The organism is Tunturiibacter gelidiferens, assembly GCF_013410115.1.
GTDB classification, from domain to species: domain Bacteria; phylum Acidobacteriota; class Terriglobia; order Terriglobales; family Acidobacteriaceae; genus Edaphobacter; species Edaphobacter gelidiferens.
Genome location: NZ_JACCCV010000002.1, coordinates 918,276 through 937,941 on the forward strand (window position 1 = coordinate 918,276; position 19,666 = coordinate 937,941).

The 19,666-nt window shown below is 57.9% G+C and carries 14 protein-coding genes and 1 riboswitch; of the genes, 9 read left to right on the top strand and 5 right to left on the bottom strand.

All coding sequences use genetic code 11. From position 1 onward, the window contains the following. The first annotated feature begins 79 nt into the window (after positions 1 to 79). From HDF12_RS15815 to HDF12_RS15825, 3 genes are all read left to right on the top strand, one after another. Positions 80 to 1,096, top strand: a complete 1,017-nt coding sequence (locus tag HDF12_RS15815) for an NAD(P)-dependent oxidoreductase (RefSeq protein WP_179584914.1) — start codon at positions 80 to 82, stop codon at positions 1,094 to 1,096. Between the two features lie 106 nt (positions 1,097 to 1,202). Continuing rightward, the gene (locus tag HDF12_RS15820; RefSeq protein ID WP_373563941.1) at positions 1,203 to 2,549 is read left to right on the top strand and encodes a Gfo/Idh/MocA family protein; all 1,347 of its coding nucleotides are present in this window, start codon (positions 1,203 to 1,205) and stop codon (positions 2,547 to 2,549) included. Positions 2,550 to 2,812: 263 nt separating this feature from the next. Next, on the top strand, positions 2,813 to 4,666 hold the full coding sequence (locus HDF12_RS15825) for an adenylyl cyclase (RefSeq protein ID WP_179584916.1): 1,854 nt from the start codon (positions 2,813 to 2,815) through the stop codon (positions 4,664 to 4,666). Positions 4,667 to 4,803: 137 nt separating this feature from the next. Here HDF12_RS15825 and HDF12_RS15830 read toward each other — a convergent pair whose 3' ends face one another. Both HDF12_RS15830 and HDF12_RS15835 read right to left on the bottom strand, forming a co-directional pair. Then, positions 4,804 to 5,859 (bottom strand): HoxN/HupN/NixA family nickel/cobalt transporter, encoded by a 1,056-nt coding sequence (locus tag HDF12_RS15830; protein WP_179584918.1) that lies wholly within the window; start codon positions 5,857 to 5,859, stop codon positions 4,804 to 4,806. A 138-nt stretch (positions 5,860 to 5,997) separates the two neighbouring features. Then, on the bottom strand, positions 5,998 to 6,510 hold the full coding sequence (locus HDF12_RS15835) for a cupin domain-containing protein (protein ID WP_179584919.1): 513 nt from the start codon (positions 6,508 to 6,510) through the stop codon (positions 5,998 to 6,000). Between the two features lie 71 nt (positions 6,511 to 6,581). Here HDF12_RS15835 and HDF12_RS15840 point away from each other — a divergent pair, with 71 nt between their 5' ends. Continuing rightward, positions 6,582 to 7,895 carry an NCS2 family permease gene (locus HDF12_RS15840; protein WP_179584920.1) on the top strand — a complete coding sequence of 438 codons (1,314 nt, stop codon included), beginning with the start codon at positions 6,582 to 6,584 and terminating at the stop codon, positions 7,893 to 7,895. Between the two features lie 18 nt (positions 7,896 to 7,913). Here the strand turns inward: HDF12_RS15840 and HDF12_RS15845 are convergent, their stop codons facing one another. Together HDF12_RS15845 and HDF12_RS15850 are read right to left on the bottom strand one after the other, a co-directional pair. Continuing rightward, positions 7,914 to 11,054: a sensor histidine kinase gene (locus HDF12_RS15845; RefSeq protein WP_179584921.1), complete on the bottom strand. Its 3,141-nt coding sequence runs from the start codon at positions 11,052 to 11,054 to the stop codon at positions 7,914 to 7,916. Between the two features lie 7 nt (positions 11,055 to 11,061). Then, on the bottom strand, positions 11,062 to 12,207 hold the full coding sequence (locus tag HDF12_RS15850) for a LamG domain-containing protein (RefSeq protein ID WP_179584922.1): 1,146 nt from the start codon (positions 12,205 to 12,207) through the stop codon (positions 11,062 to 11,064). A gap of 409 nt (positions 12,208 to 12,616) precedes the next feature. On the opposite strand from HDF12_RS15850, the gene HDF12_RS15855 reads away from it, so the two are divergent. After that, on the top strand, positions 12,617 to 13,081 hold the full coding sequence (locus HDF12_RS15855) for a single-stranded DNA-binding protein (protein WP_179584923.1): 465 nt from the start codon (positions 12,617 to 12,619) through the stop codon (positions 13,079 to 13,081). A 139-nt stretch (positions 13,082 to 13,220) separates the two neighbouring features. Here the strand turns inward: HDF12_RS15855 and HDF12_RS15860 are convergent, their stop codons facing one another. Then, positions 13,221 to 14,648, bottom strand: coding sequence for an MFS transporter (locus HDF12_RS15860; protein ID WP_179584924.1), 1,428 nt, complete (start codon positions 14,646 to 14,648; stop codon positions 13,221 to 13,223). 275 nt (positions 14,649 to 14,923) lie between these two features. After that, positions 14,924 to 14,989, top strand: a riboswitch (Fluoride riboswitch). Positions 14,990 to 15,023: 34 nt separating this feature from the next. Here HDF12_RS15860 and crcB point away from each other — a divergent pair. The 4 genes from crcB (at position 15,024) to HDF12_RS15880 (ending at position 19,613) form a co-directional block, all read left to right on the top strand. Then, positions 15,024 to 15,446, top strand: a complete 423-nt coding sequence (crcB, locus tag HDF12_RS15865) for a fluoride efflux transporter CrcB (protein WP_179584926.1) — start codon at positions 15,024 to 15,026, stop codon at positions 15,444 to 15,446. Between the two features lie 9 nt (positions 15,447 to 15,455). Further along, entirely contained in the window at positions 15,456 to 15,794 is a 339-nt protein-coding gene (cyaY, locus tag HDF12_RS15870) for an iron donor protein CyaY (protein WP_179584928.1), read from the top strand. Positions 15,795 to 16,063: 269 nt separating this feature from the next. Further along, complete coding sequence (locus HDF12_RS15875; protein ID WP_179584930.1) at positions 16,064 to 16,849, top strand: glycosyltransferase family 2 protein; 786 nt, start codon at positions 16,064 to 16,066, stop codon at positions 16,847 to 16,849. A gap of 187 nt (positions 16,850 to 17,036) precedes the next feature. After that, complete coding sequence (locus HDF12_RS15880; protein ID WP_179584932.1) at positions 17,037 to 19,613, top strand: zinc-dependent metalloprotease; 2,577 nt, start codon at positions 17,037 to 17,039, stop codon at positions 19,611 to 19,613. Positions 19,614 to 19,666: the final 53 nt, after the last annotated feature.

A 19,666-nucleotide genomic window follows, 5' to 3' on the forward strand; every position in this document is an offset into this window, starting at 1 on the left:
AAGTTAACTCTCAGACTAAAAGGAAAATGCAGTTCCGCCTGCCGAAATACCGAACCCCTCCCCGCACAGTGGCACAAGGATGGCAACGAAGGAGATACTAATTAATAGGTCGCACCATCGTCAAAATTTCTCTTTCACCCCGCCGTCTTTCATCATTAGCTCAAGTTCACGAGGAGATCAAAATCGCATGGCAAAGCTTGGATTTCTTGGCTTAGGCATTATGGGTGGCCCAATGGCCCTTCATCTTATTGAAGCAGGCCATCAAGTCGCACTATGGTCGTTTAGCAGAGGAAAAGTTGAGGCACTCGCGGCTAAAGGTGGGATTTCGTGCGATACACCTGCCGAGGTAGCGCGGCAAAGCGACTGCATCTTCCTCTGCGTCGGCAACACGGAGATGTCGCGAAAGACGATCCTCGGCAAAGATGGACTCGCGGAGACCGCTGCCAAAGGATCCATCATTGTGGACTGTAGTACTGTCTCTCCCTCTGCAAGCCGCGCCATCGCCGCCGAACTCGCCGAGAAAGGCATCGCATTCCTGGACGCTCCCTGTACCGGATCAAAAGGCGGGGCGGAAGCAGGCACCCTCACCTTCATGGTCGGAGGATCACAGGACGTCTTCGAAAAGGTGCGCCCATACTTCGAGGCTATGGGCAAGCAGTTGTACTACTGCGGGGGGGCCGGCATGGGGCTCCACGCCAAACTCTCGCAGAACATGATCCTCGGCAATCTCCTTCAGGCCTTCAACGAGAGTCTCATTCTCAGCACTAAAGCCGGAGTCGATCCTGAGATGATGCTAGATATCCTCAACAATAGCGCCGCCAAATCGGGCCTGATCTCAATCAAGGCGCCCTTGGTCTTTGCCCGAAACTTCACCACGAACTTCTCCGTCAAGTGGCTGGAGAAAGATATGGAGTTGATGCTGGAGTCCGCTGCCGAACTGAACGTGCCAGCACCGCTAACGGCACTCTCGCGACAACTCTTTCGCGCGGCCATCGCAAAAGGCTACGGCGAAGAAGATATTTGCGGCTCCATTCGTGTGATGGAAGATATCGCTGGATGCACGGTCGCCAGCAACCCAAAGACGCAGCAAACCTGATTGGTCGACGATTCAAACCTTCGCCGCTCTGGAAACAAGACAAAGTCTTTGACAGAGAATATCGTTGCAGAGAGTGGTCAACTTCATGTTGCGAGGATAGGGGCACGTGCTGAACCGTAGAAATTTCCTGAAAGCCGCGGGAACAGCAACCGCGGAGACGTTACTGGGGTCAAAGATGTATGCGCTGACAGCAGCTCAGACTGGCCCTGCCGCGCCGGTTACAGCCAACGATCACGTACAGTTCGCACTGATTGGAGCCGGCATTCAGGGCCAGTCCGATACGAAGTTTGCAGTGCAGGTTCCGGGCGCGAAGTTGGTGGCCGTAGCAGACTGCTACGACGGCAGGCTCGAGCGCAGCAAGGAACTCTGGGGCACAGACATTTTTACGACGCGCGACTACAAAGAGATCCTGGCCCGCAAGGATATCGACGCCGTCATCATCGCCACGCCAGACCATTGGCACAAGCAGGCTGCCATCGACGCCATGAACGCGGGCAAGGATGTCTATTGCGAAAAACCGATGATCCATCTCTATTCCGATGGACCTGAGATCATTGAAACCGCCCGCACGACAAACCGCATCGTCCAGGTCGGAAGCCAGCGCGTGAGTTCGATCATCTACTCGAAGGCCAAGGAGCTGCTGGCTTCGGGAGCCATTGGCCAACTCAATATGGTGACCGCGCGCTGGGACCGTAACTCGTCCATGGGCGCATGGAACTATACCGTGCCACTCGACGCCTCAACGGAAACCTGCGACTGGCCTCGCTTTCAGGGGACCGCTCCCAAAATTCCATTCAATGCAGAGCACTTCTTTCAGTGGCGCAAATGGAAGGCCTACAGCAGCGGCGTAGCGGGAGATCTCTTCGTTCACCTCTTTAGCGGCACCCACTTCATCACCGGATCAAATGGCCCCACGCGAGCGATGGCAACAGGCGGGCTGCGCTTCTGGAAGGACGGGCGCGACGTCCCCGACGTGATGCTGGGCCTCTTTGACTACCGTGAAGGATTCAACCTCAGTCTTCGCGTGAACTTCGTCGACGGTGGCGAGGAGAGTGAAGGGCTGATCTTCACCGGGTCGGAAGGCACCATGGAGATTGCCGGCAACACAGTCAGCATTAGCCGAGTGCCGCTCCAGAAAGAACCAAGCTACACAATCGGAACCTTTACGGATGCAATGCAAAAACGCTTCCTGGAAAGCTACCGCCAGAAGTATCCGGTCTCACATCCAACGGGAAGTCCGTCGGCCGGGTATGAAAAATATGTCGCCCCCGCCGGATACAGCGACAGCTACGACCACTTCAGTAATTTCTTCTCGGCGGTTCGCACACGGAAGCCCGTTGTGGAAGATGCGGTATTTGGTTTCCGCGCCGCCGGTGCTGCCCTACTGAGCAATCTGAGCATGGAGCGTGGTGAAGTAGTGAAGTGGGATCCCGACTCGATGAAGCTTCTATAGAGAGATATATTTCTGCACGCAGCACTCAAAGTCGCTGTGGTTTGTTTAATCGACCGCCATTTGAAGCGGTTGGCGCGCAACAATTGATCTCGAAGCCACTCAGCGGAAAGTCAATCTCAATCTCACGAATCCTTTGTTAAAAAATGAATACTTGACACTTTTTTGTGGAGCACAAACTACCAGCACTCCTGGTTTGACAAGCGAGTGAAACGCAGCTTATCGTTGCCGGCGCAATCCACCCCACGCGTACCGGAGTTGCAAACGTGAAAAATACAACAAGCGAATCTTCCACTGCGAAGCTAGCCTTCGCGCGCCTCGTCGGAACACTTCTCTTAACGGTAGGTGCTCTAAGCGGCTCAGCCGTTGCTCAGAACGCAACCGAAGTCGCCTCAGACTTTGGCCCCAATGTTTACATCTTCGATCCCAGCATGTCGACAAGTCAGATTCAGGCAACGGTCGACTCCATAGCCAACCAGCAGGTTAGCAATCAGTTTGGCACGCAGCGCTACGCACTCTTATTCAAGCCAGGAGTCTACGGCAGCGCCGCCACTCCTCTCGACTTCCAGGTGGGCTATTACACGGAGGTCGCCGGACTGGGCGCGTCGCCGGCCGACGTCACCATCAACGGCCACGTCGATGTATATAACCAGTGTTTCGCCGCCAACAACTGCATCGCTCTCGACAACTTCTGGCGTTCAATGTCGAACCTGACGATCAACGTCATGGGTCTCTCCGGCTGTCAGTCCTCGGCCGACTTTTGGGCGGTCTCGCAGGCCGCGCCGATGCGGCGGGTGAACATCACCGGGGCCAATCTCTCCCTCCAGGACTACTGCAGCGCCGGTCCGCAGTTCGCGAGCGGTGGCTTCATCGCTGACTCTCAGACCGGCTTTGTCATCAACGGATCGCAGCAGCAGTTTTATGTGCGGAACAGCAGCATCGGTGGATGGTCCAACGCGGTCTGGGACCAGGTCTTCACCGGCGTCGTCGGAGCGCCCGCGCAAAGCTATCCCAATCCAGCCTACACAACCCTGCCGAGCACCCCGATCAGTCGCGAAAAACCCTTCCTCTATACCGACAGCAATGGCAACTATAAGGTCTTTGTTCCTGCGCTGCAGAAAAACTCGTCTGGCGTCAGCTGGTCAGGCGCAAACACACCAGGTCAATCAAGGTCGATCAACAACTTCTTTGTCGCGACCCCTTCAACCAACGTGGAGGTGATTAATCTCGCGCTACTCCTGGGCAAGAGCCTCATCCTCACGCCGGGGGTCTATCAGCTCAAAGACTCCATCCGCGTCCTCTATCCCAACACCATTGTGCTCGGCCTCGGCTTCGCTACGCTTGTCCCGCAGACAGGCCGACCTGCCATCACGGTTACGGATGTAGATGGAGTGAGGATCGCCGGCCTAATCGTCGATGCCGGCCCGATCAACTCCGACGCGCTCGTCCAACTCGGGAGCTCGAGGCTGAGAGGCCTGGACAACTGGTTCGGATTTAACCGCTTCCGGGATCACTCCTCGAATCCATCCTCCTTGAGCGATGTCTTCTTCCGCATCGGCGGAGCCACCGCTGGAAGCGCCACCACCAGTCTCGAAATCAACAGCAACGACGTCCTGCTCGACGACATCTGGGCATGGCGCGCGGACCACGGCACCGGCGTCGGCTGGATAGTGAATACCGCGGACCATGGCCTCGTTGTCAATGGTGACAACGTCACAGCGCTCGGCCTCGCCGTAGAACACTACCAGAAGGAGCAGGTGCTGTGGAACGGCAATGGCGGCGAAACTATCTTCTATCAAAGCGAGTTGCCATATGATCCACCGAGCCAGAGCGCATGGACCGACGGATCGGCCAATGGCTACCCGTCGTACGTAGTCTCCAACTCAGCGAACACGCATCAGGCCTACGGTCTGGGCATTTACTCCTTCTTCAATCAGGGAATCAACATCATCGAAGACAACGCGATGACTGTCCCCGATACAAGCGGGATAGCGATTCACGACGTCGGCACCGTCTTTCTGAATGGCAGCGGTCAGATCACCCACGTCATCAACGGACAAGGCACAACTGCCAACAGCAGCAATGGAGGCAGTCTGAATCCTGTCGTGCTCTACCCCTAAATACAAGGCACTTCAAGAACAGACTTGTCCAATCATTCCTGGAGGGGCAGCAGACGTTATGCTGTCCCTCAATTATTTTGTTTCTGTCGATGAATCAAGACACCGTGCTCTCGAACGCAAGCAACCACAAAGCGCACTCAAGTACTCACTTCCAACTCGTCGAACCTGCGCCACTTGTAAAACCAGATCGAGACGATCCAGCTCAAAGCGAAAAGCCCAATGATGACGTACCCCAGTGTGCCGAAGTTCTCATTGAGAGTTCCAACCAAAGCCCAAAAAGCCCCATGAAAATGGAACTGATCTGCCATCAGGCCGAGGGCTTCAATTCCCCCGACCAACACCGCAACGACCACCGAGATCAGGGTGATTGTCATGTTGTAGTAGATTTTGCGAATCGGCTTTACAAAAGCCCACCCATAAGCACCAAGCATCAAGACATTATCGGTGGTGTCGATCAGCGACATACCTGCGGCAAACAGCGCGGGAAAGACCAGAACTGACCACAGCGACAATCCTCTTGCGGCCTCAGAGGCCGAGAGGCCAAGCAATCCAATCTCCGTCGCGGTGTCGAATCCAAGGCCGAACAGAATGCCGAGCGGGTACATGTGCCAACTGCGGCGGATCAACGCGAACATGGGACGAAACAGGCGAGAGAGAAATCCGCGGCTGCCCAGCAGCAGATCGAAGTCTTCCTCAACATACCGCTCCCCTCGACGAACCCGCTGGAAAGCAAGATACACCGACCGCAGAACCGCCATATTCACGATCGCGATCGCAAAGAGAAACAGTGTCGAAACGAGCGTCCCTACCACGCCGCCGATGTGTCTCGCGGCATCCAGTCGATGTTGCAGCGACAATGCTGTAGCCGAGATAGCAATCGAGCCCAGGACCACAATCGTCGAATGTCCGAGAGAGAACATGAATCCCACCGCAACCGGGCGTTTGCCCTCCTGCATCAACTTCCGCGTTACGTTGTCGATCGCTGCAATATGATCGGCATCCACCGCATGACGAAGGCCGAAGCTGTAAGCCAGGAATGCAGTACCCAGCAACACGGGATAGTGTCGAAATGCAAGAAAAGCCCACATCCAGGCAGACACATTCATCAGGAGAAGAAGAATGTAAATAGCGATGACCTTGCGCCTGGTACTGGCCGCAATATGGTCAAGCACGCCGCTAAACAGATGTTTCATTCAGTCCGTACCCAAACAATACGAATCACAGTACAACATCAGGTGAAAAGGCGTCTTATTCGTCGCTGAAAATATCCACATCTTCAAAGGTAATCGCTGACTGCAATATCGGATGCAGCAAGCACTGGCCTCCATCTCTCAGGGAGCGACTCTGGTCAAAGCCGTAATCTCCTCAGCAAACTCGGGCCACGCTTCGCACAGCTCCCGTCGCTCGCCGGTCTCGTAGTCCTCAAACTCGAACCCTGGACTCACCGTACATCCCAGCAGCGCCCATCGCCCTCCGTCAACCAGGCGTGAGCCTTGCCACACGCCCCGCTCCACAACTACCTGCGGCCTTTGACCTCGTAGCAGATCGTTCCCGATCACCACCGTCGCGCCCTTACCTTTCTCGACCAACTGCAGCATCTCCACCGCGTCGCCGGCATAAAAATGGAACACCTCATCCGACTTCAGCCGGTGCATCTCACTGAACGTGTCCGGCTCCAGCAGATAATAGATCGCAGTCGCAGTCCGTCGTGCTCCCGCATACCTCTTGTCCTTAAATATCTCGGCGTCCACCTTCTCCGCGGCCTCGTAGGTCCTCACATACCACCCGCCCTCGCGCGGATGCGGTTGCAACCCAAGCAATTTCTTCACGTCCTCTGCCGTCATCGAAGCCCTCTCACGCTATGCTGGTACTACTCCATCCATTCTAGTTTCCCGTCTCACAGGAGCCTGACCTGATGCCCATCCGCACTCGCCTGGAGCACTACTTCGGCTTCTCAGAACACGCGACCAACTGGCGAACAGAGATTCTTGCCGGACTAACGACCTTCATCACGATGGCTTACATCATCTTCGTGAACCCTTCTCTGCTCAGCAAAACCGGCATGCCCCTCGCCGCCATTACTACGGCCACCTGTCTCTGCGCGGCTTTCGGCAGCATCCTCATGGGAAGCATCGCCAACTATCCCCTCGCCCTCGCACCCGGCATGGGTCTCAATGCCTACTTTACCTATACCGTCGTCCTCGGCATGGGAGTCCCCTGGCAAACTGCTCTCGGCGCCGTCTTCCTCTCCGGAGTTATCTTCCTCGCCCTTACCTTCACCGGTATTCGCCAGCGCCTTGTCGCCGCTATCCCCCATCAACTCCATGCAGCGGTAGGCGGAGGCATCGGCCTCTTCATCGCCTTTATCGGCTTCCGCAACGCGGGCATTATCGTCCCAAGCGCCGCCACCACCGTCACTCTGGGCAACCTCCGCGCCCCTCAAACCGCGCTCGCCATCTTCGGCCTCTTACTCATCGCGATCCTGCAGGTCCTTCGCGTCCGAGCCTCTATGCTCATCGGTGTTCTCACCACAATGTTCGTAGGCATTCTCTGCCACCAGGTTCACTGGCAACCCTCTACCTACGACCTCACCGCGATCAAAGCGACAGCCTTCCACCTGGACATCCTTGGCGCGCTCCACGTCGGAGCCTTCGAGATCATCTTCGTCTTTCTCTTCGTCGACCTCTTCGACAACATCGGCACGCTCGTCGCCGTCACTCAGCGCGCCGGCCTCATCGCCCCCGACCACACCATCCCTCGCCTCAACCGCATCTTCTTCGCCGACGCATCCTCCACCATCCTCGGTTCACTCGCCGGCACCAGCACGGTCACCAGCTACATCGAGTCTTCCGCTGGAGTCGCAGCAGGAGGACGCACTGGCGTCACTGCCATCGTCACCGGCATCCTCTTCTTCCTCTCGCTCTTCATCGCTCCTCTCGTCGGAGCGATCCCAACCTTCGCCACCGCGCCCGCGCTCATCCTGGTCGGCGGCCTCATGCTCACCGGCCTCGGCGAGATCGAATGGGACGATCCGCAGATCGGTATCCCCGCCTTCTTGACCGTTGCGACCATCCCTCTTACCTGGTCCATCGCCGACGGCCTCAGCTTCGGCCTCACCAGCTACGCGCTTCTGCAACTCCTCGCCGGACGCGCTCGCCGTCAGGACTGGATGCTCTATCTTCTCGCAGCCCTATTCCTTCTCCGCTTCATCTTTCTCGTCCGCAAATAGACTACGACTCCACGAACTTCACAGCCCCTTATCTCGAGTTCCAATCCTGCGGAAGAATCGAAGCAAAAATTGAGAGGAGCCTGCTTCGTAAACCAGGGATCCGGGGAGGTTTAACTCCACCTCGGTCCCAACGCCAGCCTCACTCCACACCGCCAGTTGTCCACTGATCCGTTTGGCGCGCTCTCGCATGCCAGGCAATCCCCAATGCCCCGCGCGCTCCCCTTCCTCGAGGACCTTCCGGTCGATTCCCTTCCCATCGTCGCGGATCCGCACGCGCAGCAGCCTCTTCCCGTACGTAATCTCCGCTTCGATCTTCTGCGCTTCACTATGCTTGAAGGAGTTTCGCAGCGCCTCTCGAACGATGTGGTAGACGTCGTCCCGAAAGATCGGATCCAGTGGCTTCGCGGTTCCTTCCTCGACGACAGAGAACCGCGGCCCGGTTCCATCTTCGCTGTTGGCTCCAAGCTCTCTTCCCAGCGTGGTGATCATGTGCGCCAGGTCGTCATCGACCAAAGTAGAAGACCGTATGTCGTAAATTGCGTTGCGTCCCTCCACCATCGCCTGATCCGCACTCTCCAGAGCGGAATCGAGACTCTTCTCCGCCTCCGAAGGATCTCTTGGAATCAGGTCCCGTGCCGTCTGAAAATGAAGAATCAATCCCTGAAAACTCTGCAACAGTGTGTCGTGAAGCTCACGAGCGATGCGAGTTCGTTCCGAGAGTCGCTCGATAAACTGGATATCCATCCGCGACGTTACCTGGCCGACATGCCACTGATAAACCGCCCACGCCAGAACTGCCACCGTCGCCGCGCACAGCAACAGAAACCAGTTCGTCTGGTAAAACGCCGGAACCACCGTCAGATTCAACGAAGGCCCGTCCATGTTCCACACCCCATCGCTGTTCGAGGCGATAACGTGGAACGTGTAAGATCCTGGGTCCAGGTTTGTGTACACAGCCTCTCGCAACCCAACCGGCTCACTCCATCCACGATCGAATCCATCAAGACGATACTTGTATCGAACTCGCTCCGGCACAGAGAGACTCACACCCGAAAAGTTGAACGTCATTCGCTGACGAACAGATGGAACGCGCACAGAAGTCGCTAAATCGATTGGAACTCCATCGACCGAAACCGCATCTATCTTCGCCAACACTGGTGCCGTAGAGTGCGTCGCTCGAATCGGATCGACCACCGAAAGTCCGTGATTCATGGAAAACCAGATGCGTCCCAGTGGATCTGCGACGACCGATTGCTGCCTCTTGACCCCCTCGACTCCACTCAATCCATCGATAGTCCCATACTCTCGCACATCTCCCTCCTGCGCCACGCCGCTCAGCAGTCTATCGCGCTTCACTCTTAGAACGTGATTGGAGGTCGCAACCCAGAGCCAGCCATTGGTGTCTTCCGCAACTCCGAAGATCTGCTCATGCAGCGCCTCTGGCACATTACGAGGGATATGGACTGTACCGGAGTTGAGATACGCGAGGCCAGACGTCGTCCCGACCCACAATACATGGCTTGAATCCTCAAGCAGACAATCAATATCGGGTGATGGCAGCCCATTGTTCTCTGTAAAGGTTCGCCACTGCCCATGCGATAGCTGAGTCAGACCAACCGGGGTTGCGAACCACATGGTTCCATCGGCACCTTCGGCTATCGATGTCACCGCATTGGACGGCATCCCATTCGCCATGGTGTAGGAAGTAAGCTTTCCGTCCCTTACTTCACTGACCCCTCCGTTAAGAGTCCCAGCCCAGACAGATCCGTCGCGATTCCGATGAACTGCATACACACTGTCCTGAAGGAGTCCATCCGCATGCGTGTAGGTCTTGGTCTCGAAGGCGCCGTTCGTAAAACGCAACCGTGTGAGCCCGCCTCGTTGTCTGCCCACCCACAACTCATCGCGGCTGCCCGTGATGGAGTAGACAACATCTCTGTCCAGGCCCGCAGCGTTCACGCTTTCGATCTTTCCATCTCTCAGCCAATGCAACCCACCGTCGAGAGGGGCAAACCACGTGCGTTCTCCTGCATCGACATAGACCGGACCACCGCTCGCCGACCGTAAGTCGTTGTCAACCGCGTAGCTCACGAAAGTGCTGTCACGAAGCCTTTCAATACCCCGCGGCGTTCCGATCCATATGTTCCCCTCTCGATCCTCAAAGAGAGTGTTCACCGCCAGGCCCGAAGCAACCGTCCCTTCGTCATCAGAAGAGATGCCGAGGGCGTTGAATCGAAGCAGTCCATGAGAACTGCCGATCCAGATGTTTCCGTCCCTGTCACGAATCGCCGAGAGAACCGAAACCTTCCAAAGTACAGAGGGCACGCCCTCGCGAGTAATCTTCGAGCCATTCCAGCGCAAAACGCCTTTGTCGGTTCCAATCAACAGTTCGCCATTCTCCATCGGAAGCAGGCAATTAACCCTTCCGTCATCCACCTCCAGCGCTACGCTGTGAACCTGCCCGTCTCTCAAATAGAAGAGACCTTTATCGGGTGTACCTAACCAGATGACGCCATCGCTGGTCTCTGCTACTGCCGCTACCGCAGTATTCGGCTTGGCAAATCGGTGAGTAGCCACGCCGGTTGCCCAGCTCAGTCGGCTGGAGAGCTCATCATTCATCACTGCTGCCTGAGCAGGATCGGATCTCCCAGGCGCCTGAGGCGCGGTGAGAACATCGAACTTGCCTGCGTGATACGCAAGCGGCCCCAGAGCCAGGGACGAGAGAAGCGCCGAACCATCTCTGCGTCGCCCAATGGATGTAATTCCAACCTCTGCCTGACTGTGGCCTGGGTCGAACTTCCCATCGTGATATCGCAGGATCGTAGTATTCGCCAGAAGGATCCACAGATTCGATTGAGAGTCCGCAACCAGTTCCTGCACGGGGCCGATCGGGAGCGTCGCTGGAATCTGCTGTTGGAAGACGTGAAAGCTTAGTCCGTCAAAACGAACCAGGCCCTTCTCCGTCCCGATCCACAGAAACCCATCTGCGGTCTGAGCGATCGAGGTCACCGCGCCCCCGGTGAAACCTCTCTCAAGCCCCCAACTCTCTCGCATGTATTGCGAGAGAGCCCGGTTCGGATCGACAGCGTGAACCGTTTGGGCGACGAACATCACAACGAACACGGCCACCATTTTTCCGACAAGCCGATGAACTTTCATAACCCCATCACGGAAGGTACTCGAACTTCTCCAGAACAACTTCACTCTCTTTTTGCATCGGATACTTATCGCTCGCAACCACGTAAAACAGCAGCTGCATCTTCTCGTGGCCAGGCGAGGGTACGCCCGAGGTAAAGACATGTTCCGCAACAACGGGCGCGCCTTCGCGAATCGAGTCTCCTCGCACCGTCACAAACTTCACTCGCCCAGGCTCCCAGTGGAACGAGTGAGTCAGTTTACCCGCAGGCTCCACAAACGGAGCGACATTGCCCGGAACATAAAAAGGCTGAATACCGAACTGTGCATTGTCCTTACTGGCGCCATCGCCCCATTGACTCATCTCAACATCCACCTCACGATAGTTCTGCTCTCCTCCCCAATCGTCAAAAGTGTTCAAGCTTAAGACCGCGGCTGGTTCCAGATGAGACGTGTCCCTTACCGTAAAGATGTAGGTTCCATATCCCAAACTTCGGTTCATCTCCACCTCCGCGCAAGACCACTTGTTCCCTTTCTTCCTGATGCGAAGATGGAGCGCCCCTTGCGGATCGACCCACGCGTTATCGCCTTCGTAGGGAAGATTCAACCCTCCGCGATCCGAAGCGATCGTGCGGACTCCCCAGTCATAGCCGCTGAATTTAATCGGCACCGTAGGCGCAATCTGAGGTTTGCCAACACCATCGACGATCGCCAACGCCGCAATCGAACCGCCAACCGTAGGTGCCACATCCATCGTCGGCGGCGGTTGATATCCCGGATCGACCAGCATCGCAGCATACTTGAACCCGAGATGACTTGACGTGCTCCACGTCGAATCCGTCTGAATGGTAATAAACGGCTGGTCCGGCCAGGGCTGAACCCACCACGGCCCGCTCATCGCATAGATTACGATCCGTTGACCTGGCCGTGAGCCAGTCACACGCCCTGAGATCGTGTCGACGCGCTCCCGGCCGCCCTGCGCAGCGGGGGGAATCTTCGTAAATTCCACCGTCGGACCAGCGACGTTCTGCCGGGAGCGGCACCCAGCCAGCAAAAACAGAAACGCCGTAAGACAAACCACGTGGCGCAACGTAATCAACCACAGCAAACTCTGACTGAGGCCCGAGCGACCGCCCCGCCGATCCCGAAGCCGGAAGTCATTCTTGGAAGCGGTCACATACCATTCGGACACAAGAACCCCCGGAGTTATCTCAATTTGCCTGATTGAGATAGCAATCATAATCCATCCCTATCTCCCTTCGCAGCCTGCCACTACGATCCTCCTCCCCTTTGATCCGGCAACGGAAAGAACTCCGATCTCATCGTTCTTTCAGCCGCAAATCGCGCTTGCAATAAGCCTCTGGCCGTGTCGAAAGCCTTGGTTCTCATGGTGTAAGATATGGTCTTCCGCCCAGTAGATGCGGTTGGATCGTTGCATGGAAGATCCCAGCTTCGATACGAAGCGGATAAAGTTTATGCACTGAAGTACCCTCGAACAACGTCCACGGGAGGACGTACCTGAAGCAGCGACAAGCACCAACCTGGGCAGCCACCTCACTTTCGTAAAAAACACCGGAGTTCTTCACATGGCAAAAGGCGTCAATAAAGTCTTCCTCCTCGGCAACGTCGGCAAAGACCCCGAGATCCGTTCCACCGCCGGCGGCATGACCGTCGCAAGCTTCTCTCTCGCCACCGCAGACCGCCAGAAAGACGCCCAGGGTAACTGGGCCGACAAGACCGAATGGCATAACATCGTCTGCTTCCAGCGCACCGCAGAGGTTGTGCGCGACTACGTCAAAAAAGGCTCGCAGATCCTCATTGAAGGCAAGATCCAGACTCGCTCCTGGGATGACAAGACCAGCGGCGAAAAAAAGTACAAGACCGAGATCCTCTGCAATGAACTCACCTTACTCGGCGGCAAATCCGGTGGCGAAGGCGCCTCCACCGGCGGCTACTCCAAGTCCAACACCGCCAGCTACGACCAGCGCACCCCCTCCAGCCAGCCCGACTACGCCGACGTAGGCATCACCGACGACGACATCCCCTTCTAACTTCACACAGCAGCATCTGATCCTTTCATCAACAGGCTCCTCACAACGAGGGGCCTTTTTGATCTTGCTCGTCATCCCGCCACAGGCGTCATCGCACATACGACCATCAGCACGCCCTCAACGCTCCAGCGCGCTCTCGCTAAACCGGAGTTACCTCGAGACTCTCCTGGCGATGACCGCTCGTGGCGACTCCCGCATCGTGTGGTAGTCCAAGGCTATCGAAGACCGGCCCAAGCGCCAGAACAGCGATAAAGAGTATTGCCATGTGGAAGTCGCGTAGTTGCGGCACCGCGGCAGAGTGACCGTGCGCGTGCGCAACCAGACGCAGCGTAATCGCACCCACGGCCACGCCCATCCCCATGCTCAGCTGCATAATCGCGCTCAGGAATCCATTCGCGCGGCTCATCCTGTTAGGAGGGATCTCCGTGTAGGCGAGCGTAGTCATGCAGGTGAACTCCATCGATCGACAAGCTCCGTGAAAGAACAAAATCGCGAGAATCACGAGAGTTGGCGTAGAAGGGTTCAACGTCGCACAGAGTGCCATCGATGCCGCCGTAATCACTCCATTGACCAGCAGAATGTTGCGGAAGCCGAACCGGCGCAGCGCCTGGATCACAAATACCTTCATGCTCAGATCGCCCCCGAAGAGCGCAAGCAGATAAAGGCCAGATCTAAACGCGTTCAGTCCAAAGGCAATCTGAAACATCAGTGGCAGAAGAAATGGGAGCACCGCAACCGCAATTCGAAATGCGCTTGCTCCATAGACCGAGAGCGAGTACGTCTTGAGCTTCAACGATTCGAAGTCCACCAACGCGGTCGCCGGCTTGCGTCTTGCTAAGACGATCGCCGCAACTCCGCTGAGCGCACTCAGAGCAAGAATGGCACTTGGCACCTGCCAGCTGTCGCCGTCTCCTCCCAGCTTCTCCATCGCGTACACAGCCCCGGTCGATGCGAAGCCTCCCAACAGAAACGTCGTCCAGTCGAAAGGATGTCTTTCATAGGTTCGAACATTTTCGATCCAAAGCAGCGTGAGCACCAGAGCCAGGACTCCGACAGGGAGATTGAGAAAGAAGATCCAGTGCCAGCTCGCATACGTTGTAATGAAGCCTCCGAGCGGAGGGCCAATAACCAGCGCCGTTAAACCAGGCCACGTGATGTAAGCGATTGCCTGGGTCAGCTTCTCCTTGGGTGTAGTCCGAAGAACAATAAGTCGACCCACCGGCACCATCATCGCGCCGCCAATACCCTGCAGAACCCGCATAAAGGTAAATTGCGTAAGCGTCCCAGCTGCACCGCACAACAGCGAAGCCAGCGTGAAGACACCTATCGCACACGCGAAGACGGAACGCGAACCGAAACGGTCGGCAACCCATCCACTGATCGGGATGAAGACCGCAAGCGTAAGCAGATATGCGGTCATGCCAATGTTCAAATTGACCGCGCCGACATGGAAACTGCGTGCCATCTGGGGCAGCGCAGTAGCGATGATCGTGCCGTCTAAGTTCTCCATGAAAAAGGCGCCCGCGATCAGGCTCGTGATGTAAATCGGGGAAATACTCTTTTTCATCAACCCATTTTACGAAAACGATGCAGATCGACTGAATCAATAGTGCAATCAAATGATCTGAACCTGACTTTCTCCTGACAATTCGCCCTCCCGTTCTACCTACCATTCAGGGGAACAGACCTGCAGTGAGCAGCCACCTTCTGCTCCTACCGAGCCGCGTGCCGCCGTCGCAGTGCGGTACTCGCCAGATGTCCTTCCTCACGGCCGCCCGCAGCATAGGACGGCCGCCTTTTTGAAATTGACCTACAAAAGCAGCCATCCCTTTACTGTTACGATAAGTTCATGGGAATGAGGTCTCCCAAAACCGCCGTAAAGATCCGGCTGATGACCTCTGCCAATTCGATCTTCTTAATTTGAGGAACAACGAGGCAGACGATGTCATATCTCTGGGTCACAATCGGCAGTGCGTTGGGCGGCTTACTGCGTTACGCCATCACGCGCCTCACTCTCACCTACAGCGTCGGATTTCCCTTCGGCACCATTCTCATCAACGTTCTCGGGTCGTTCATCATCGGCTACTTCGGAACGCTCACCCTGCAAAGTGGCCGCTATCCCGGCTCCGAGAATCTCCGCCTCTTCGTCATGGTCGGCATCTGCGGAGGCTTCACCACCTTCTCCTCCTTCAGCCTCCAGACCTTCGACCTGATGCGATCCGGCGCGTGGGGCAGAGCCCTCGCGAATGTTGTTCTGTCCGTGGTCTTATGCGTCGCTGCGGTAGCCGCAGGCCACCTTCTCGCCTACCGCACAGTCCCGGCCCAGGCCATCGCCGAAACAGCCCAAGAAGAGTACACCGGGTAAACTAACGTCATGATCGACGAAGCCACCTTCCGCCGCGAATCCGACCGCGCCCTCGAATCCCTCAAACAGTCCCTCATCTCCGCCGAGGACGACGATGCGGGCTTCGAGTTCGAAGACAACAACGGCGTCATGAACATCATCTTCGAGAACGGCTCCAGCAAGTTCGTCATCACTCCCAACACCCCCATCCGCCAGGTCTGGATCTCGGCCCAGGCCACCAGCTACAAGCTCGACTGGGCGGAAGCCACCAGTACCTTCACCTTCACCAAGACCGGAGAAGATCTCAAGACCCTCACCCAGCGCCTCCTCCGCGAGCACCTCAAAGACCCCGCCATCACCCTCCCCTGACCACCAACAACACCCCTGCCTTCACCTATCCAACCTCAACAATCGAAGCCGCGAACAGCCTCATCGTTCGCGGCACAGGCGAGTGCTCAGCCTCCACGCCACACGATCCCGTTTTCCTTAAACGGAAAGCGGTGCCCACCCGCAACAAAAAAATGAACTTCAAAGCGCAAACCGTATTAAGCTAAAACCCTACGCGGCCATCCGGCCAACTGGCATACAAAACAACTAACGAGTTTCGCTCCCAGACCAGGGAGGATGGGATAGCCATCATGACGCCGAAGCTGTCCGTAGCGATCATTACGCTCAACGAAGAGGCCAACCTGGCCCGTACCCTCGCTAGCGTCCAATTCGCCGACGAGATCGTCGTTGTGGACTCCGGCTCTACCGACCGCACCCTCGAGATCGCCGCATCCTTCAAGGCCAAACTCTTCCTCGAACCCTGGCAGGGCTTCGCCGCCCAGAAAAACTTCGCCATCGAGCGTTGCACCGGCACCTGGATCCTCTCCCTCGACGCCGACGAAGCCCTCACCCCCGAGCTGCAGGCCGAGATCAGCGCTCTCCTCGCCGCCTCTCCCTCCGCCGACGCCTACCTCCTCCGTCGTCGCAATCTCTTCCTCGGCCGCTGGATCCGCCACGGCGGCTTCTATCCCGATCCCCACCTCCGCCTCTTCCGCCGCCACTCCGCCAACTTCGCTCCTCCCGCCCGCTTCACCGACCGTCCCGTCCACGAGACCATCGCACTCGATGGCGTCACCGAGACCCTCAAACACGACATCGTCCACCACGCCTACCCAACCCTCGAGAGCTACATCGAAAGCCTCAACCGCTACAGCACCCTCGGTGCGCAGACCGTCATCGAAAAGGGCCACACCAGCTACTCACGCCTTGCCCTCCTTCACAACGTCCTCGTCCTCCCCCTCCTCACCTTCTTCCGAAACTATCTTCTCCGCCTCGGCTTCCTCGATGGCCGCGAAGGCCTCCTGCTCCACCTCTACCACTCCACCTACACCAGCTGGCAGTACGCCAAAGCCTGGCAGACCGCCCGCAGGTCCTGACCTCCTTCCTCAAGAAATGTAATCGTCATTTCGACCGAAGCAGTCACAGTCTCATCGTGAACCGCGCAGTGGATTGCGGCCACATCTCTCAGTTGCAGCGAACCGATGCATTCTACGGTATCCGTCAAGACCCCGCATTTGTCTTTGCCGTTGCTCTTGTCTTGCCCCTCTGGTGTAAAACAAAACCATGCCCAAACGCATGACCCTGGCCCTCCTCGCCATCTCCCCAACGCTATATGCCACGCTTCCGGTTACAATCTCCGCGCAAACCATCGCTGCCAAAACCACCGGCATGAAGCACCTCGACGGCTACCTCCCGCTCGACTGGGACGCCAAAGCCGGCAAGCTCTATCTCGAGATCCCCCACCTCGACGCCAACGGCCACAGCCCCGACCTCCTCTACACCCACTCCCTCCCCTACGGCACCGGCTCCAACGACCTCGGCCTCGACCGCGGCCAGATCTCCGAAGGCCGGATCCTCCACTTCGAGCGCACCGGCCCCAAGCTTCTCCTCGTAGAACCCAACCAGCACTTCCGCTCCACCTCCACCGACCCGCTCGAGCAGCTAGCCGTCCGCCAGTCCTTCCCAGAGTCCATCCTCTACGGCTTCAAAGTCGAGGCCGAAGACCCCAACGGCGCAGTCCTCATCGACGCAACCGACTTCTACCTCCGCGACGCCCACGGTGTAGCCGAGACCCTCACCACCACCAAGCAAGGCACCTACAAGCTCGACCCCACCCGCTCCACCATTGCCCTCGACGCCACCAAAGCCTTCCCCAAAAACACCGAAGTAGAATCCATCCTCACCTTCACCACCGACGACCCCTCGAAAGGAGAGTTCGTCGCCAACGTCACCCCTGACCCCCACGCCCTCACCCTCCGCGAGCACCAGTCCTTCATCGAACTCCCCGGCCCCGGCTTCACGCCCCGCCGCTTCGATCCCCGCGCCGGCTACTTCCCCACCAGCTATCGCGATTACGCCGCTCCGTTAGGCGCACCGCTCGATCAGGACTTCATCATCCGCCACCGCCTCCTCAAAAAAGATCCCGCCTGCACCCACGCCTGCGAAGCCGTAACCCCCATCCAGTACTACGTCGACCGCGGCGCCGCTGAACCCATCCGCACCGCGCTCCTCGAAGGCGCACGTTGGTGGGATCAAGCCTTCCAGGCCGCAGGCTGGGCCAAGGGCACCTTCCGCGTCGACATCCTCCCCGCCGACGCCGACCCCATGGACATCCGCTACAACATCATCCAGTGGGTCCACCGCTACACCCGCGGCTGGAGCTACGGCTCCGCTGTCGTCGACCCGCGCACCGGCGAGATCATTAAGGGCAACGTAACCCTCGGCTCCCTCCGCAGCCGCCAGGACTACCTCATCGCCGAAGCCCTCCTCAGCCCCTACAGGGAATTCGAACGAGGTCCCGGATTTACACCGATTCCGGGTGCCCCACTTGGGACGTGGAATCGCACAACCGCAAATCCTCAAAAGAATCCCGAAACCGATCCGATGCTCCAAATGGCCCTGGCCCGCACCCGCCAGCTAGCCGCGCACGAGACCGGCCACACCCTAGGTCTCGCCCACAACTTCGCCGCCAGCTCCTTCCCCCACACCCCCGAAGAGTCCGTCTCCGTCATGGACTACCCCCATCCCTACATCATGCTGAACAAAGAAGGCATCCCCACCCTCGCCCAAACCTACGGCGTGAACATAGGCATCTGGGACAAGGTAGCCATCGACTACGGCTACCGCGAATTCGACGCCGCAGGCAAACCCACCGAAGACCCCGCAGCCCTCAACGCCATCCTCGAAGCCAGCGAAAAGACCGGCCTCCTCTACATCACCGACGAAGACGCGCGCCCCCTCGGCGAAGCACACCCCCACGCCCATCTCTGGGACAACGGCACCAACCCCGCCGATGAACTGGACCGCATCCTCACCATCCGCACCGCCGCCCTCGCACGCTTCAACGAAGACGCCATCACTACCGGCACTCCTATGGCGCAGCTTGAAGACACTCTCGTCCCCCTCTACCTCCTCCACCGCTACCAGACCGAAGCCGCCATCAAAGAAATAGGCGGCCTCGACTACCGCTACAACCTCCGCGGCGACAACCAACCCGCCCCCGAGATCGTCCCCTCCGCCGAACAGAAGAAAGCCCTTACCGCCGTCCTCAAAACCCTCTCCCCCGAAACCCTCACCCTCCCCGAATCTCTCCTCAAGATCCTCCCCCCACGCCCTCCCGGTCTCCCCCGCACCCGCGAATCCTTCCCCTCCGAGACCGGCCTCACCTTCGACCCCGTCGCCACCGCCGAGTCAGCCGCCGACCTCACCCTCAACGTCCTCCTCAACCCCGCCCGCGCCTCGCGCCTCGTCCAGTACCACATGCGCCTCGCCGGCGCCCCCTCCCTCCGCGGCGTCCTCGAAGCCATCTCCAAAACCACCGCCGAGCGACCCGAAGGCGGCCACACCATGTCCTCCGAAGTAGAGCGAGCCGTAGAGTTCCGCGCCCTCGAAGCCATGCTCTCTCTCGCCGTCAACCCGCAAGCCTCCACGCAGGCCCGAGCCATCGCCCGCTCTCACCTCAACGACCTCCTCAAGCAGTGGACCACCGCCGCCCCCCTCCCCGACACCGCCGAAGCCATCCACCGCGCCGCCCTCATCGACCGCATCAACGACTTCAACCGCGACCCCGCCAAGTTCATCCCAGCCAAGCCGATCGAAGCCCCACCCGGCATGCCCATCGGCACCGCCGACGACCTCTGATTTCTTTGCAGAGACCGGCTCTTTAGGAAATCCCACAAACGATATATCTTCAT